The sequence below is a fragment of the Anaeromyxobacter dehalogenans 2CP-C genome, assembly GCF_000013385.1.
GTDB lineage: Bacteria > Myxococcota > Myxococcia > Myxococcales > Anaeromyxobacteraceae > Anaeromyxobacter > Anaeromyxobacter dehalogenans_B.
This window is the reverse complement of record NC_007760.1, coordinates 3850415-3867040: the sequence shown is the minus strand read 5'-3', so window position 1 is coordinate 3867040 and position 16626 is coordinate 3850415. Positions and strand designations below refer to the sequence as shown.

The window sequence follows — 16626 nt, the reverse complement described above, 5'->3', positions numbered from 1 at the left end:
AAGCCGAGGCCCATGGATCCCACGCTCACCGTCATCGTCCCGGTCTTCGACGAGGAGGACAACCTCGAGCGCGTCGGCCGGGAGCTGTCCGCGTACCTCGACCGCACCTCCACGCCCGCGCAGATCCTGTTCGTGAACGACGGCTCGCGCGACCGGAGCGGCCCGATGATCGAGGCGCTCTGCGCCGCGGACCCGCGCTTCCACTTCATCCACCTGGCGCGCAACTCCGGCCTGAGCGCCGCGCTCAAGGCCGGCTTCGACCACGTGGAGACGCGCTGGGCGGGCTACATCGACTCGGACCTGCAGACCTCGCCCGACGACTTCGACCTGCTCATGCCGTTCGCGGCCGAGTACGAGCTCGTCACCGGCGTGCGGGTGAAGCGCAAGGACACGCTGGTGAAGAAGCTGTCCTCGCGCATCGCCAACGCCATCCGGCGCTCGTTCACCCACGACGGCGCCAGCGACACCGGCTGCCCGCTCAAGGTGATCCGCGCCGACGTGGCCCGCCGCATCCCGTTCTTCAAGGGGATGCACCGCTTCCTCCCGGCGCTGGTGCAGCTCGACGGCGGCAAGGTGAAGGAGGTGCCGGTGCGCCACTTCCCGCGCGTCGCCGGCGAGTCGAAGTACCACCTCTGGAACCGGCTGCTCGGCCCCACCGCCGACCTGTTCGCCTACCGCTGGATGCGGAGCCGCTACATCCGCTACGAGATCGCGAAAAAGGGATGACCGCCTCGCACCTCTGGATCTTCGCGGTGGGGTTCACCGCCCAGCTCCTGTTCGCCGCCAGGATGCTGGTGCAGTGGTTCCACTCGGAGAAGGCCGGCAAGCCCATCTCCCCGGTGGTCTTCTGGCAGCTCAGCCTGCTGGGCGGGATCCTGTTCTTCGTCTACGGGATCCTGCGCAAGGACTTCGCGATCGTCCTCGGCCAGCTCATCGTCTACTTCATCTACATCCGGAACCTGCACCTGCAGCAGCGCTGGATGACCGTGAGCGCGCCCTTCCGCTGGGCGGCCTACCTCGTCCCGGTGGCGAGCATCGCGTACCTCGTCTCCAGCGCGCCCGGCAACCTGCGCGACATCCTCGGCAACGTGGAGATCCCGCTCTGGCTCAAGGTGTGGGGCTCGGTCGGCCAGGTGGTGTTCACGTTCCGCTTCGTGCTGCAGTGGATCGACTCCGAGTCGCGCAAGGAGTCGGTGTTCTCGAACGGCTTCTGGGTGGTGAGCCTGGTCGGCTCCACCATGATCCTGGTCTACGCCGTGTTCCGCCGCGACCCGGTGCTGTTCTTCGGGCAGGCCGGCGGCGCGGTGGCCTACTCCCGCAACCTGGTGCTGGGCCTGCGCACCCGGCGCACCCCGACCGCATGAGCCCCGCCCCCGGTCGCGCCGGCCCGCCCGGCCTGGGCGGGCGGGCCCAGCTCCTGCTGCTCGCCGCGCTCTGCGCCTGCACGTTCGTGGTGAACGCGGGCGCGCTCGGCGCGAACATCATGGAGTCGCGCAACCTCACCACCGCGCGCGAGATGCTCGAGAAGGGCAACTGGCTGCTGCCCACCATGAACGGCGAGCCGCGGCTGGAGAAGCCGCCGCTGCCGACCTGGGCCACCGCGGTCGCCATGGCGGCGTTCGGCGAGGAGGAGCTCGGGCGCCTGCGCCTGCCCGCCGCGCTGGCCGGCGCGCTGCTCGTCGCGTTCGCGTGGCTGCTGGCGCGGGAGCTCACCGCCGACCGGCTCGCGCCGTTCCTCGCCGCCGGCACCGCCGCCACGTCGTTCTACGTGTTCTTCATGGCCCGGGACATCACCTGGGACATCTTCTGCCACGCGTTCATGCTGGGCGCGATCTGGCAGCTGCACCGGGGCCTGGCCCGTCCGGCCGGGCGGCTCGGGAGCTTCGCCGCCGCGGGCCTGCTCATGGGCCTCTCGTTCCTGTCGAAGGGCCCGGTCTCCTTCTTCTCGCTCCTGCTCCCGTACCTGGTGGCCCGGACGCTCTCGTCCGGCGCGGCGCCGTACCGCGCCGCCTGGCGGCCGCTGCTCCTCACGCTCGCGCTCGCCGTCGCCGCGAGCGCCGCCTGGCCGGCCTACGCGTGGCTGACCCGGCCCGAGGCGTCCGCGTACGTCGCGCAGAAGGAGTCCACCGCCTGGATCAACCGGAACGTGCGGCCGTTCTGGCAGTACTGGAGCTTCACCGCGCAGTCGGGCGTGTGGGTCGTGCTCGCCACCGCCGCGCTGGTGTTCCCGTACGCGCGCCGGCGCGTGGCGCGCCTCGGCGACTACCGGCTGCTCGCGGCCTGGATCTGGACCGGCGTGCTGCTCCTGTCGCTGTTCCCGGAGAAGAAGGAGCGCTACCTGCTCCCGGTGCTCGTGCCCATGGCGCTCCTCACCGCGCTGTACGTGCGGGCCCTCGCCGACGCGTTCCGGGCCGGCGCCGAGACCCGCGCCGACCGCGCCATCGTCCGGGCGAACGCGTGGCTCATGGCGGCGGTCGCCGCCGCGGTCCCGATCGCGCTCTGGCTCGCGCTCCGCGCGCGCGGCGCGAGCCCGGGCTGGCCGCTGCTCGCCGCGGTCGCGGCGGTGTTCTGGGCGCTCGCCGCGCTGCTCGGGCACGCCGGGCTCCGCGGCCGGCCGCTCGCGATGTGGGGCGGGATGGTGGGGATGGTGGCCGCCGCCTGCGTGCTGGTGCTCGGCCAGGTGCCGGCGATCATCACGCGCAACCCCGGCTACCGGCCCTACGGTGAGCTCAACCACCGGGCCGACCTCGCCGGCGTGCCGTTCTTCCGCGCCGGCGACGTCACCGGCAAGTTCATCGAGGTGATCTGGGCGAGCGGGCGCGAGATCCACGCATGGGATCCGCGCGAGCGGCCGGACCCGCCGGTCGCGCCGCCGCTGCTCCTCATGACCTCGGAGCCGCCGGACCGGGTGCTCGCGCCGGAGCTGGCGCGGCGCTTCCGGGTCGAGGACCTGGGCGTGTACGACGGCGCGGTGGACGCCCGCTGGGGCGGCGGCGCGCTCCGCAACCACGTGGTGGTGCTCCGGCCGCGGTAGCGCCGGCCGGGGGGCGCTAGTCCTTCTTGCCGCCCTGGATGACGCCGAAGCGGGGCCGCTTGCGCTCGGGCGGCTTGAGGATCCCGGCCAGCACCGACGGCCACGGGAACGCGCAGTCGAACCGGCGCCCGCGGAACGTCAGGTTGCAGCGGATCCCCCATTCGTCGAGGAGCACCTCGGGCGTGTCCCGGCCGACCACCAGGTTCACGCGGACCAGCTCCTCCTCGTGGAGGTACTCGGGGATCTCCACCGCCGGCGCCGCCGGCGCGACGATCACGCACTCGATGGCCGAGGCGGTGCGGCACGCGTCGAGCATCTCGCCGTACCGCCGCTGCAGCGCGAACAGCTCGAGCGCGCCCTGCGCCCAGCCCGGGCAGGCGGGCAGGCAGGGGTCGTCGGGGGCGTGGTCGTGGTGCGACTCCACGGGATTCTGTGTACTACAGGACGCGGCTCCCCGTCCTCGCGAGCATGGTAAAGAGGCGCCCGGGGGCGGGTGGCGGAACTGGCAGACGCGCTGGACTTAGGATCCAGTGCCGCAAGGCATGAGGGTTCGAGCCCCTCCCCGCCCACTTCACCCTTGACCCGCCACCGGCGGGCACGTAGCACTAGCCGATTTCCCCGCCCACACACCCGCAAAGGTCGAACAGGACATGAAGATCCAGGTCGAAACGGTCTCCCCCGTCGAGCGGAAGGTCACCATCGAGGTGGACCCCGATCGCGTCGCCAAGGAGCTCGATCGCGCGTACGCGAGCCTCTCGCGCCGCGTGAAGCTGCGCGGCTTCCGGCCCGGCAAGGCGCCGCGGAAGGTGCTGGAGCGCCAGTTCAAGGCCGAGGTGGAGGGCGAGGTCGCCGAGCGGATCGTCACCGAGACGTTCACCGAGGCGGTGCGGGTCGAGTCGCTGCCGGTGGTGGCGCCGCCGAGCGTCTCCATCACCGACGGTGTCGCCGAGGGGAAGCCCATGCGCTACTCGGCGCGCGTGGAGGTGAAGCCGAAGCTCGAGCCCAAGGACTACAAGGGCCTCGAGGTGACGCGGAAGCCGCCCGAGGTCACCGACGAGTCGGTCTCCGCGGAGCTGACCAAGATCCAGGACTCGATGGCGCAGCTCGTGGCGGTGGAGGGGCGCTTCGAGGCCCAGGAGGGCGACTGGGCGGTCATCGATCACGAGGGCACCATCGACGGGAAGCCGTTCGACGGCAGCACGGCGGAGGGGGTGACCGTCAAGGTGGCGCCGGGTCCGATCACCGAGGGGAACGTCGAGGCCCTGAAGGGCAAGAAGATCGGCGACACCGTCGAGCTCGACGAGCCGTTCCCGGCCGATCACCGCGACGAGGCGCTGCGGGGCAAGACGGCGCACATGAAGGTCACGCTGAAGGCGCTGAAGGTCCGCCAGGCGCCGGCGCTCGACGACGCGCTCGCCAAGGAGCTCGGCATCGAGGGCGTCGAGACGCTGGACGCGCTGCGGACGCGGATCCGGTCCGATCTGGAGAAGCGCGAGAAGCGGCGCGCCGAGTCGGAGCTGAAGGACGCGCTGGTGAAGGCGGCGCTCGCCAAGAACGAGTTCGAGGTGCCCCCCGCGCTGGTCGAGCGCGCCATCGACACCATGATCGAGGGCGCCGCCGAGCGGTTCGCCCGCCAGGGCATCGACCTCCGCCAACTCCAGCTCGACGTCTCGCGCATGCGCGCCGACCTGCGCGAGCAGGCGCTCCTCCAGGTGCGCGGCGCCCTGCTGCTCGAGGCGATCGCGGACGCCGAGAAGGTCGAGGTCACCGAGGAGGACCTGGAGGCCGAGGCGGCCCGCATCGCGGACGAGCTGGGGATGCCCCTGGCGAAGGTCCAGCAGCAGACGCGCGGCAAGGACGCGCGCGAGGCGCTAAAGAACAGGATCAGGGAGGAGAAGGCGCTTTCGCTGCTCTCCTCCGCCGCAACCATCCAGCAGTAGCGAACGCAGGAGATCCGCGATGCCCTACATCCCCATGCCGTACGTGGTCGAGCAGACCCACCGCGGCGAGCGCAGCTACGACATCTACTCGCGGCTCCTCAAGGACCGGATCATCTTCCTGGGGACGCCGGTGGACGACGACGTCGCGAACGTCATCATCGCCCAGCTCCTCTTCCTCGAGTCCGAGGACCCGGACAAGGACATCAACCTCTACATCAACAGCCCGGGCGGATCGGTGACCTCGGGGCTCGCCATCTACGACACCATGCAGTACGTGAAGCCCCAGGTGTCCACCATCTGCCTCGGCCAGGCCGCCAGCATGGGCGCGTTCCTGCTCGCGGGCGGTGCGGCCGGCAAGCGCTTCGCGGTGCCGAACGCGCGCATCATGATCCACCAGCTCTCGGGCGGCTTCCAGGGTCAGGCCACCGACATCGAGATCCAGGCCAAGGAGGCGCTCCGTCTCAAGGCCAAGCTGAACGAGATCATGGCGCGGCACACCCGCCAGCCGATCGAGCGGATCGAGCGGGACACCGAGCGGGACTACTTCATGAGCGCCGGAGAGGCGAAGGAATACGGGCTGATCGACGACGTCTTCCTGCACAAGAAGGCGGCGGACAAGAAGCCACAGTAAGATGAAGGAAGAGGCGAGGCGCCGGAGGGCATCCTCACCAGGGGAAGCAGCCGAGGAAGCGGGCTCGCGAACCGGAGGTGGCACGTGGAGAAGCGCGAGACGCTGAGCTGCAGCTTCTGCGGCAAGTCGCAGAAGGAAGTGAAGAAGCTCATCGCCGGGCCGACGGTCTACATCTGCGACGAGTGCATCGGGCTCTGCAACGACATCATCGCCGAGGAGATCGCCGGCGAGGAGAAGCGCGAGCAGAAGCTGCGGGTGCCGCGCCCGTCGGAGATCAAGACGATCCTCGACGAGTACGTGGTGGGCCAGGAGCGGGCCAAGAAGACGCTCGCGGTCGCGGTCCACAACCACTACAAGCGCATCGAGAGCCGCGTCTCCATCGACGACGTCGAGCTGCAGAAGTCGAACATCCTGCTGCTCGGCCCGACCGGCTCCGGCAAGACGCTGCTCGCCCAGACGCTCGCCAAGATCCTCAACGTCCCGTTCACCATCGCCGACGCGACCACGCTCACCGAGGCGGGCTACGTCGGCGAGGACGTCGAGAACATCATCGTCAACCTGCTGCAGGCCGCCGATCACGACATCGAGCGGGCGCAGAAGGGCATCGTCTACATCGACGAGATCGACAAGATCGCCCGCAAGAGCGAGAACCCGTCGATCACCCGCGACGTGTCCGGCGAGGGCGTGCAGCAGGCGCTGCTCAAGATCATCGAGGGCACCGTCGCGAACGTCCCGCCGAAGGGTGGCCGCAAGCATCCCCAGCAGGAGTTCCTGCAGGTGGACACCACGAACATCCTGTTCATCTGCGGCGGCGCGTTCTGCGGGCTGGAGCAGATCATCGAGCGGCGCTCCGGCGGGCGCAGCCTCGGCTTCGGCACCGACGTGAAGTCGAAGACCGAGAAGAACGTGGGCGAGCTGCTCGCGATGGTGGAGCCGGACGACCTGCTCAAGTTCGGGATGATCCCGGAGTTCGTGGGCCGCCTGCCGGTCATCACCAGCCTCGAGGAGCTCGACCAGCCGGCGCTGGTGGACATCCTCACCCGGCCGCGCAACGCGCTGGTGAAGCAGTACAAGAAGCTGCTCGAGATGGACGGGGTGAACCTCAAGTTCACCGACGGCGCGCTGGTGGCCATCGCGCGCGCCGCCATGAAGAACAAGGCCGGCGCCCGCGGCCTGCGCGCCATCCTCGAGAACGCGATGCTCGACATCATGTACGACGTGCCGAGCCGCCGGAACGTCCGGGAGATCGTCATCTCCGAGGACGTCGTGGACAAGCACGAGGCGCCGCTGGTGGTGATGCAGAAGGAGGCGGAGTCGGCGTAGCCCCCGCAGCGGACTCCGGCCCGCGCACCCTGCGTCCCTCGACTCCGCGCGGCCCGGAGGCCGCGCTACGCTCGGGATGATCCCTCGACTCCGCGCGGCCCGGAGGCCGCGCTACGCTCGGGATGATCCCTCGACTCCGGCCGTGCCTGGCGGCACGGCCTACGCTCGGGATGAGCGGCCCTGATTCGCTCACCCTGAGCGTAGGCGAGCCGCGAGGCTCGCCGGAGTCGAAGGGCGGGACGCGCGGACCTAGGTCGCAGGTGCCGCGTGCACGTAGCGGAACCACACCAGCCGGTCCACGAACGCGTCGCCGGTGGGCGGGTTCCACCGCGGCGGCTGCCCGGCGTGGCGCGCCTCGAGCTCCCTCGCGAGCCGACGCGCCTCGTCCAGGTAGTCGCGACGCAGCGCCGCCGCCTGCGCGTCGGTCACCGGCTCCTCCGCCGGCGGCCCGGGCGGCTCGTCGCGCAGGAGCGCCGCGCGCACCGCCTCCACCGTCAGCTCCACCGGCACGGGATCGGCCGGCGCGGCGTCCAGCGGCTGCCACATCCCGTCGCCCCAGCCCAGCCGGTACAGCGGCAGGAACGCCTCGCCGTGGTCCGCGACCAGCTCCACCGCCTCGAGCAGGAAGTCGATCTCGTCCTCGGTGGCCGTGTAGGGCAGGGAGATCCGGACCCAGCCGGGCTTCAGCGCCAGCACGCCGAGCGCGATGGCCCGGCGGAGCTCGGTCGAGCGCTCCGGACCGATGCCCAGCAGCCGGTGCCCGTACGGTCCCGCGCAGGAGCAGCCGGCGCGGTTCTGGATGCCGAACAGGTGGTCGAGCAGCGCCGAGACGAAGTCGTGGTGCAGCCCCTCCACGTTGAACGAGAGGATGGGCAGGCGGGGTCCCCGCGCCGGCCCGTACAGGTGGATGCGGGGGTGCCGGCGCAGGCGCGCCATGGCGCGCTCGGCCAGCGCGGTCTCGTGCGCGAGGATCGCCTCGGGGCCGAGCGCCTCCTTCACCAGGAACGCGAGCCCCGCGCGAACGTCGCCCAGGATGTCCGGGGTGCCGCCCTCCTCGCGCTCCGCGAGCCGCTCGGTGTAGTCCACCGAGAGCCGGTCGAACGCCGCCACGTACTCGACGGTGCCGCCGCCGGGCCGCTCCGGCGTGCGGCTGCGGAACAGGTCGCGGTGCGCCACCAGGATGCCCGAGCCCTCCGGCCCCCCCGCGAACTTGTGGGTGGACACCACGATCGCGTCGAGCCGCTCGTCCGCATCGACCGGGTGCATGTCGATGGGGACGTACGGGCCGGCCGCGGCGTAGTCGGCGCAGGCCAGGAACCCGCGGCGGTGCAGCACCCGCGCGACCGCGCGCACGTCGGTGAGCGCGCCGGTCACGTTGGAGCCCGCCGAGAACGCGCCCACGCGGAGCGGGCGGCCGGCGTAGCGGGCGGCCTTCCGGTCGAGGTCGGCCAGGTCCACCTGGCCGTCGGCGTCCAGGTCCACCTCCACCACCTCGGCCACCGACTCGAGCCAGGGGAGCTGGTTCGAGTGGTGCTCGTACGGGGAGACGAGCACCACCGGCCGCTCGTCCGCCGGGAGGTGCCGCGAGAGGCCGTACGCGCGCTCCAGCGGCTCCGAGATGCGCAGGCCGAGCAGGCCGACGAGCTTGTTGACCGCCGAGGTGGCCCCGCTCCCCACGAACAGCACCACGTCCTCCGGTCCCGCGTTCACCGCTCGTGCGATGGCGTCCCGCGCCGACTCGCGCAGGCGGGTGGTGACCCGGCCGGTGGTGGAGATGGCGGTGTGCGTGTTCGCGTAGAGCGGCCGCGCCGCCGCCACCAGCGCCTCCACCGGCGCGAGCGCCCGCCCGGTCGCGGTCAGGTCCGCGTACGTCACGAGGCGGCGCCCGAAGGGGGTGCGGACGAAGGTACGCCGGCCGATCTCGCCGCGGCGAACGCGCGCGGCCACCTGTTCGAAGGGCATGGGTCCCGGCTTGTAGCGGGGCGTGGGACGCCCGACAAGTGCGCGGGCGGGCGGGGGAGCCCGGCCGGTGCGAAACCTGAGTGCGGTCCCGAAGAACGGGGTCGGCCCGGATGTTAAGTGTTAGTCTCTCACCGGCCTCGACGGGCTGCTCCGGGGCCACCAAGGAGCCTGAACACCGTGCCCATTTTCTCGCGCAACGACGACGGGAAGAAGGACGGGAAGAAGAGCCGCACGCTGCCGCTCCTCCCGCTCCGCGACATCATCGTGTTTCCCCACATGGTGGTGCCGCTGTTCGTCGGTCGTCAGAAGTCGATCGCCGCACTCGAGGAGGCCATGGCGCACGACAAGGCCATCCTCCTCTGCGCGCAGAAGAAGGCGAAGACGAACGAGCCCGCCGCCGACGACATCTTCGCGGTCGGCACCGTGGGCTCGATCATCCAGCTGCTCCGGCTGCCCGACGGCACCGTGAAGGTGCTGGTGGAAGGCAAGCAGCGCGCCCGCATCCGCCGCTTCCTCGACTCGGACAAGTTCCTGGTGGTCGAGGCGGACGACATCGAGGAGGAGAGCGAGCGCACGGTCGAGCTCGAGGCGCTGATGCGCTCCGTGCACTCGACGTTCGAGGCCTACGTCAAGCTCAACAAGCGCATCCCGCCGGAGATGCTGACGTCGGTGTCGTCGATCGACGACCCGGCCCGGCTCGCCGACACGATCGTCGCGCACCTCTCCCTCAAGCTGAACGACAAGCAGTCGATCCTCGAGACCGAGTCCCCGGCCAAGCGGCTGGAGAAGCTCTACGAGCTGATGCAGGGCGAGATCGAGATCCTGCAGGTCGAGAAGAAGATCCGGACGCGCGTCAAGAAGCAGATGGAGAAGACGCAGAAGGAGTACTACCTCAACGAGCAGATGCAGGCGATCCAGAAGGAGCTCGGCGAGCGCGACGAGTTCAAGAACGAGATCCAGGAGCTCGAGGAGAAGATCAAGAACAAGAAGATGTCGAAGGAGGCCACCCTCAAGGCCAAGAAGGAGCTCAAGAAGCTCAAGATGATGAGCCCGATGAGCGCCGAGGCCACGGTGGTCCGCAACTACATCGACTGGATCCTCTCGCTCCCCTGGTACGACTACACCGAGGACAAGCTCGAGATCCCCGAGGCCGAGAAGGTCCTCGACGAGGATCACTACGGGTTGAAGAAGCCGAAGGAGCGGATCATCGAGTACCTCGCGGTCCAGAAGCTGGTGGACCGGATCCGCGGCCCCATCCTCTGCTTCGTGGGCCCGCCGGGCGTGGGCAAGACCTCGCTGGCGAAGTCGATCGCCCGCTCCATGAACCGCCGCTTCGTGCGCATCAGCCTCGGCGGCGTGCGCGACGAGGCCGAGATCCGCGGGCACCGGCGCACGTACATCGGCGCGCTGCCCGGCAAGATCATCCAGTCGCTGAAGAAGGCCGGCTCCGGCAACCCGGTGTTCCTGCTCGACGAGGTGGACAAGATGTCCACCGACTTCCGCGGCGACCCGTCGGCCGCGCTGCTCGAGGTGCTCGACCCCGAGCAGAACTTCAACTTCAACGACCACTACCTCGACCTCGACTACGACCTCTCCAAGGTCATGTTCATCTGCACGGCGAACACCATGGCGGGCATCCCGCTGCCGCTGCAGGACCGCATGGAGGTGATCCGGCTCGCCGGCTACACCGACCTGGAGAAGCTCTCGATCGCCCAGCGCTACCTGATCCCGAAGCAGAAGGAGGTCAACGGGCTCGAGCACGTGCCGGTCGAGTTCAAGCGCAGCGCGATGCGGGCCCTGGTGCACAAGTACACCAAGGAGTCCGGCGTCCGCTCGCTGGAGCGCGAGATCGGCTCGATCTGCCGGAAGATCGCGAAGGACGTGCTGAAGACCGGGCAGGTGGACGGGAAGACGTACGTGGTCAGCGAGCGGATGGTGCAGAAGTACCTGGGCCCGCCGCGCTACCGCTACGGCACCGCCGAGGAGCAGGACCAGGTCGGCCTCACTACCGGCCTCGCCTGGACCGAGCTCGGCGGCGAGCTGCTCACCGTCGAGGCGCAGGTCATGCCCGGCAAGGGCAAGCTCACCATCACCGGCAAGCTCGGCGAGGTGATGCAGGAGTCCGCGCAGGCCGCCATGAGCTACGTGCGCTCGCGCGCCGAGCTGCTCGGGCTCGACAAGCGGTTCCTCGAGAACGTGGACATCCACGTCCACGTGCCCGAGGGCGCCATCCCCAAGGACGGCCCGTCCGCCGGCATCACCATGGCCACCACGCTGGTCTCCGCGCTCTGCCGGATCCCCGTCCGCAAGGACGTGGCCATGACCGGCGAGATCACGCTGCGCGGCCGCGTGCTGCCCATCGGCGGCCTGAAGGAGAAGGTGCTCGCCGCCCACCGCGGCGGGATCAAGAAGGTCCTGATCCCGAAGGAGAACCAGAAGGACATCCGGGAGATCCCGCGCCGCGTCCGCGAGAAGCTGCAGATCGTGCCCGTGGACCACGCCGACGAGGTGCTGCGCGAGGCGCTGGTGCTCGAGCACCCCGAGGAGTTCCTCGCGAAGCCCGGCGGCCCGAAGCCCGAGGCTCCCTCCGCCGGCGGCGCCGCCGCGCAGGCCTAGCCTCCGCCGCTCCGACGTTCCCGGGGCCGGTCGCGCGCGAGCGCGGCCGGCCTCTTCGTTTGCGGGGCGTAGGCGTCGATGAGCGCGCCGCCGAAGACCCTCCGCGCCTCCTCGAGGTTGTGCCCCCGGCACCGGATCCGGAGGTTGTCCGCCGTCGAGTCGCCACCGCGCGCTCGCGGCACGATGTGGTCGAGCTCGAGCCGGTGCGCAGACTCGCACCGCTCCCCCGACGCGAGCACGAAGGTGCACCGCCCGCCGTCGCGCGCCCAGACCTCGCGGCGGACGTGGGCAGGGACGTGGTCCGGCTTCGAGGGCCGAACCTTCTTCTGCGGACGGGCCGTGAGCCCCCTGCGGCGCTCGCGCTCGGAGATGAGCAGGTCGAGGGCGGCCTCGAGGACGTTCTCGCGGGAGGCGCCGGGCATCGCGTGGGAGAGCGCGTCCCGCGCGGCGTCGAGCTTCTTCAGGAACGCCTTGGACACCGTGAGGTGCATCCGCGCCGAATCTCCGTCGAGCCAGTCCATCGAGCTGGGCCTCGGGGCCGGGGTCGCCGCTCGCAGTTCGACAGGCTCACTGCGAGCGGATTCCGTGAGCTCGGCCCGGCTGGGTGCATGCACTTCGGGCGCCCGAAATAGAATCGGCTCCGCGGCGGCGTCCACGACCGCCGGCGGCACCGAGACTTCTCGCGCCGGGACCACGATCTCGCGCCGAGGCGGATTCTCGACCGGCTTGATGGACGCAGACACCTCCGCCGCATCCCGGCTCGAGAGCCCGTAGAACCGCGGCAGGATCTCCGCGCAGTTCCCGGGGGTCACCACCTTCGCCAGCTCGCAGACCGAGGAGAGGCACAGCTTGCCCTCCCGGAGCGCACCCTCGACCGCCGGGTACCGCTGGATGAGGTCCGCCGCGGTCTTGCGGTACTGCGCAGCGCCCGCCGAGAGCCCCAGCTCGCGCCGCAGGAACGAGAAGAGCGAGGTGTGCCCGCGCTCGCGGTACAACCCTCGCCGGTCGAACTCCGCGAGGGCGACCAGGAACTCCGCCATGGCGTGGCGCTCGGAGCGAAGGAGGGCGACGAGACGATTCGTGAACTCGAGTGCGATGTCCATGAGCGGAGCATCGCACGCGAATTTCGCGCTCCGTAAAACGCGCGAGGATCGTCCAGGACGAGAGAACGAAGAGAGGGTGCCGCGACCCCTCGACCAGCGCCTACGCGCCGCGGCACCGTTCTGCGCGCGCGCCAGGCTCCTGCGCCCGCGCGTGTTCGTCCGCCGAGGCGCCTCTGGCCGCAGAGCCGGTCAAGCATTCACGGAGAGAAAAACGGGTGCCTCCGGCGCGTCCGCCCGCCCGCCCACCGCCGCCGCCCGTCCGCGCCCGCGCGCGTCCCCCGCGCCCCGCGCCCCACCCCTCAGGCCTCTCGCGAGCCGATCCCGCCGCCTCCGGTCCCGGCACACAATCCCGCTCCCGACCGCCCCCGCCCCCTCACAGCCACTCGGAACGTTCGCCCGCGGCCCCCACACCCTCAAAGCCCGGCCGGCACCCTCGCATAGTACCGATGCGCCCCCCGCGCGCTCGGCAGCGGCACCAGCCCGAGCCGCGCCAGATCCCACCCCGGCGCCCCGTCCTTCACCACCACCCAGCGCCGCGCCACCCGCCGCGCCTCGGCCAGCGCCTCGGGCGCGAGCGGCCGCGCGTCGGCGAGCTGCCGCACCACGTCGAACCCGCCCGGCTCTGCGCGCGCGTGCCGGAACATCGGATCGAACACCACCACGTCGAAGGACCCATCCGCCGCCCCGGCCAGGAACGCGGCGTGGTCCGCGCAGCGGATCTCCACCCGCCGCGCCGGCTCGTGCTCCAGCCGGCGCATCCCCTCGCCGGTCCAGGCCGCGAGCGCGCGCGAGGACTCGAGCCCCACCACCTCGCCGCGCGGCTCGACCGCGGCAGCGGCCACGAGCGCGTCCGCGCCCAGCCCGGCGGTGCAGTCGAGCACGCGATCCCCCGGCTCGAGGCCCGCCGCCTCGGTGAACGGGTCGCGATCCGGCGGCGCCGCGGGCCGGCCGGACGCGCGCGCCGCCAGCACCCGCTTCATCCGGAGGAGGCCCATCCCCGGCGACCAGGCGTGCTCGGCCCCGCCCGCCACCAGCACCGCGCGCGTCGCCGAGAGCACCAGCGCGGCCTCGGCCCCGGCTCCGGCGACCACGCGGGTGAGCGCCCGCCCGCCGCGGGCGGCGTAGGGCAGGTCGTAGCGCGCCGCGGCGAGCACGGCGTCGCGCTCCTCCGCGGCGGACGGGCGGAGTGGGGTGGTGACGACGAGGCGCACGCCGCCAGGGATGCCCGCTCACGGCGCGGCGCGCAAGGGCCGGCGTGCGCGGGCGTGGGCCGGACGGGTTGCGCCGGGGCGCGCGGGCGTCGTAGGATGCGTACGTCTTCGCGAACGTTTATATAACTTTTCGAGCAGTCCGGAAGCGCGGCGCATGAACCGGAAGAACGGCGAGCGGCAGGGCGGTCGGGCGGCCAAGGTCCGCAGCTTCTCGGCCACCGACGAGGACGTGGCGATGCTCGACGCGGTGGCCCGCTACCACGGGTTCTCCAAGTCGGCCACCCTGGTCGGCCTCGTGCGCCGCGAGTTCTGGCGCCTCTTTCCCGCCGGCACGGGCGACATCAAGCCCGCGCGCGGCGCCCGGGTGAAGCCATGACCCTGCCCGTCGTCCCCATCCACGATCCCGTCGCGAACCCCGTCACCGGGAGCGACCTCCCCGCCGGCGAGGTGGCCGGGCTCGAGGCGGAGATCCGCGCCCTGGCGAAGGAGAAGGACGCGGTCATCCTGGCGCACAACTACCAGCTGCCCGAGGTCCAGAACGTGGCGGACCACGTGGGCGACTCGCTGCAGCTCGCCATCGTGGGCCAGAAGGTGCCGCAGTCCACCATCGTCTTCTGCGGCGTGCACTTCATGGCGGAGTCGGCCAAGGTGCTGGCGCCGGACAAGCGCGTGCTCCTGCCGAACCTGTCGGCGGGCTGCTCGCTGGCGGACTCCATCACCGCCGAGTCGCTGGAGGACTGGAAGGCGCGCTACCCCGGCCACGCGGTCGTCACCTACGTGAACTCCACCGCCGAGGTGAAGGCGCTCTCGGACATCTGCTGCACCAGCGCGAACGCCGCCTCGGTGGTGCGCTCGCTGCCGCAGCAGAAGATCCTGTTCACGCCCGACCGGAACCTGGGCCGCTGGGTGGCGGCGAAGGTGCCGGAGAAGGAGGTGGTGGTCTACGACGGCTGCTGCCCGGTGCACGACGTGCTGCGCTCGGCCAACGTCGAGAAGGTGCGCGCCAGCCGCCCGGAGGCGGTGGTCATCGCGCACCCGGAGTGCCGCGCCGACGTCATCGACGCCGCCGACGTGGTCTGCTCGACCACCGCGATGATCTCCGCCGTGGAGAGGTTCCCGTCGGCCCGGACGTTCATCGTCGCCACCGAGCACGGCATCGTGCACCAGATGAAGAAGCGCTGGCCGGACCGCGAGTTCATCGTGGCCGACGGCTGCATCGGGTGCCGGATGCACTGCCCCTACATGAAGATGATCGACCTGCTCATGATCCGCGACGCGCTGGTGCGCGGGAAGCACGAGGTCCAGGTCGAGCCCGACGTCGCCGCCGGCGCCCGGCGCGCGCTCGAGCGGATGATCGCGGTGCCGCGGGACGCGTGAGCCGGGCGCGGCCGGCGCGGGCCTCCCGCGCGCGGCCGCCGGTCCGCCGCCTACCCGCCGATGGCGAAGTAGACCACGAACGCGACCGACGCCCCGATCATGAGCGGGTGGACCTCGCGCGCCTTGCCGCCGGCGAGCTTCAGGAGGACGTAGGAGACGAAGCCCGCGCCGATGCCGTTGGTGATCGAGTAGGTGAACGGCATCACCGTCACCGTCAGGAACGCCGGGATCGACTCGCTGGGATCGTCCCAGGCGATGGCGCCGACGTCCCGCATCATCATGTAGCCGACCAGCACCAGCACCGCGCCGGTGGCCTGCGGCGGGACGATGCCGGCGAGCGGCGAGATGAACAGGCACAGCGCGAACAGCGCCGCCGTGGTCACCGAGGTGAGCCCGGTCCGGCCGCCCGAGGCCGCGCCCGCGGCGCTCTCCACGTAGGTCGTCGCGGAGCTGGCGCCGGCGAGCCCGCCCGCGATCGCGGCGAGGGAGTCCACCATCAGCACCGTGCTGGCGCGCGGGAAGTTGCCCTGCTCGTCCAGGTACTTCGCCTCCTGCCCCACCGCGACCACCGTGCCGACGGTGTCGAAGAAGTCGGAGAGCATGATCGAGAACACCGCCAGCGAGGCGGCGAGCGGGCCGAGCACGGCGACGAACGAGAAGTCCACCTGGCCGAGCATCGAGAAGTCGGGCAGCCCGAAGATCGAGCTGGGCAGGTTGGCGACGTGGGGGGCGAAGCCCGCGCCGCCGAACGCCGCCTTCGCGGTCACGGCCACCGCGGTCGAGACCGCGATGCCGATGAGCAGGGCGCCGCGGACGCCGCGCGACACCAGCCACGCGGTGAACACGAGCGTCAGCGCGAACAGCACCACCGGGAACCCGGTGAGGCGCCCGGCCGCGCCCTCCGGCCCGAGCTGCAGCAGCGCGCCGCCGGCCGAGATGAAGCCCGCGGCCTTGAAGCCGATGATGGCGAGGAACAGGCCGATGCCGATGCCGATGGCGCGCTTCAGCGTCATCGGCACCGCGCGCACCACGGCCTGCCGCAGGCCGGTCGCCACCAGCAGCGTGATGAGCACGCCCTCCGCCACGATGACGCCCATGGCCTGCGGGTAGGTGAGCTTCTTGCCCAGCACCAGCCCGAACGCCACCACCGCGTTCAGCCCCATGCCCGAGGCGAGCGCGAGCGGCAGGTTCGCGAACAGGCCCATGGCCGCGGTCATGACGGCCGCCACCAGCGCCGTGGACGTGAGGATCGCCGCGAAGTGGCCCGCGCCCGCCGCGCTCCCGAGGATCTCGGGGTTCACGAACAGGATGTACGCCATCGTCATGAACGTGGTGGTGCCGGCCAGGATCTCGCGCCGGACGGTGGTGCCGCGGGCGCGGAGGCCGAAGAAGCGATCGAGGGAGGAGGCGGGAGCGGTCACGGCGATCT

The 16626-nt window shown here is 71.3% G+C and carries 14 protein-coding genes and 1 tRNA gene; 10 read left to right on the top strand and 5 right to left on the bottom strand.

The genetic code is table 11. The features are described from left to right. Positions 1 to 12: 12 nt before the first annotated feature. From ADEH_RS17350 to ADEH_RS17340, 3 genes are read left to right on the top strand one after another with little or no spacing between them, the layout of a single operon-like run. On the top strand, positions 13 to 726 hold the full coding sequence (locus ADEH_RS17350; RefSeq protein WP_011422407.1) for a glycosyltransferase family 2 protein: 714 nt from the start codon (positions 13 to 15) through the stop codon (positions 724 to 726). Continuing rightward, the gene (locus ADEH_RS17345) at positions 723 to 1364 is read left to right on the top strand and encodes a lipid-A-disaccharide synthase N-terminal domain-containing protein (protein ID WP_011422406.1); all 642 of its coding nucleotides are present in this window, start codon (positions 723 to 725) and stop codon (positions 1362 to 1364) included. Before ADEH_RS17350 ends, ADEH_RS17345 begins: the two co-directional genes overlap by 4 nt. Next, a complete protein-coding gene (locus ADEH_RS17340) occupies positions 1361 to 3034 on the top strand; it encodes an ArnT family glycosyltransferase (protein ID WP_011422405.1) in 1674 nt (557 codons plus the stop codon). Before ADEH_RS17345 ends, ADEH_RS17340 begins: the two co-directional genes overlap by 4 nt. Before the next feature lie 16 nt (positions 3035 to 3050). Here ADEH_RS17340 and ADEH_RS17335 read toward each other — a convergent pair whose 3' ends face one another. Beyond that, on the bottom strand, positions 3051 to 3458 hold the full coding sequence (locus ADEH_RS17335; protein ID WP_011422404.1) for a hypothetical protein: 408 nt from the start codon (positions 3456 to 3458) through the stop codon (positions 3051 to 3053). 63 nt (positions 3459 to 3521) lie between these two features. Here ADEH_RS17335 and ADEH_RS17330 point away from each other — a divergent pair. The 4 genes from ADEH_RS17330 to clpX all read left to right on the top strand — a co-directional run bounded on the left by ADEH_RS17330 (position 3522) and on the right by clpX (position 6928). After that, a tRNA-Leu gene (locus ADEH_RS17330) sits at positions 3522 to 3603 on the top strand. A gap of 81 nt (positions 3604 to 3684) precedes the next feature. Next, positions 3685 to 4974: a trigger factor gene (gene tig, locus ADEH_RS17325; RefSeq protein ID WP_011422403.1), complete on the top strand. Its 1290-nt coding sequence runs from the start codon at positions 3685 to 3687 to the stop codon at positions 4972 to 4974. Positions 4975 to 4993: 19 nt separating this feature from the next. Then, entirely contained in the window at positions 4994 to 5605 is a 612-nt protein-coding gene (gene clpP / locus ADEH_RS17320; RefSeq protein ID WP_011422402.1) for an ATP-dependent Clp endopeptidase proteolytic subunit ClpP, read from the top strand. Between the two features lie 84 nt (positions 5606 to 5689). Further along, on the top strand, positions 5690 to 6928 hold the full coding sequence (gene clpX / locus ADEH_RS17315) for an ATP-dependent Clp protease ATP-binding subunit ClpX (protein ID WP_011422401.1): 1239 nt from the start codon (positions 5690 to 5692) through the stop codon (positions 6926 to 6928). Positions 6929 to 7177: 249 nt separating this feature from the next. On the opposite strand, the gene ADEH_RS17310 is transcribed toward clpX, so the two are convergent. Continuing rightward, entirely contained in the window at positions 7178 to 8890 is a 1713-nt protein-coding gene (locus tag ADEH_RS17310) for an aminotransferase class V-fold PLP-dependent enzyme (RefSeq protein ID WP_011422400.1), read from the bottom strand. A 183-nt stretch (positions 8891 to 9073) separates the two neighbouring features. On the opposite strand from ADEH_RS17310, the gene lon reads away from it, so the two are divergent. Further along, a complete protein-coding gene (lon, locus tag ADEH_RS17305; RefSeq protein WP_041453948.1) occupies positions 9074 to 11506 on the top strand; it encodes an endopeptidase La in 2433 nt (810 codons plus the stop codon). Here the strand turns inward: lon and ADEH_RS17300 are convergent. Continuing rightward, positions 11503 to 12609, bottom strand: a complete 1107-nt coding sequence (locus tag ADEH_RS17300) for an HNH endonuclease signature motif containing protein (protein WP_011422398.1) — start codon at positions 12607 to 12609, stop codon at positions 11503 to 11505. The genes lon and ADEH_RS17300 overlap by 4 nt on opposite strands. Before the next feature lie 413 nt (positions 12610 to 13022). Continuing rightward, a complete protein-coding gene (locus tag ADEH_RS17295) occupies positions 13023 to 13820 on the bottom strand; it encodes a class I SAM-dependent methyltransferase (protein WP_041453657.1) in 798 nt (265 codons plus the stop codon). Between the two features lie 154 nt (positions 13821 to 13974). On the opposite strand from ADEH_RS17295, the gene ADEH_RS17290 reads away from it, so the two are divergent. Both ADEH_RS17290 and nadA read left to right on the top strand, forming a co-directional pair. Further along, a complete protein-coding gene (locus ADEH_RS17290) occupies positions 13975 to 14196 on the top strand; it encodes a hypothetical protein (RefSeq protein WP_041453656.1) in 222 nt (73 codons plus the stop codon). After that, positions 14193 to 15197, top strand: a complete 1005-nt coding sequence (nadA, locus tag ADEH_RS17285) for a quinolinate synthase NadA (protein WP_011422395.1) — start codon at positions 14193 to 14195, stop codon at positions 15195 to 15197. The genes ADEH_RS17290 and nadA overlap by 4 nt, the downstream gene beginning before the upstream one ends. A gap of 50 nt (positions 15198 to 15247) precedes the next feature. On the opposite strand, the gene ADEH_RS17280 is transcribed toward nadA, so the two are convergent. Continuing rightward, positions 15248 to 16618 (bottom strand): NCS2 family permease, encoded by a 1371-nt coding sequence (locus ADEH_RS17280; RefSeq protein WP_011422394.1) that lies wholly within the window; start codon positions 16616 to 16618, stop codon positions 15248 to 15250. Positions 16619 to 16626 lie beyond the last annotated feature (8 nt).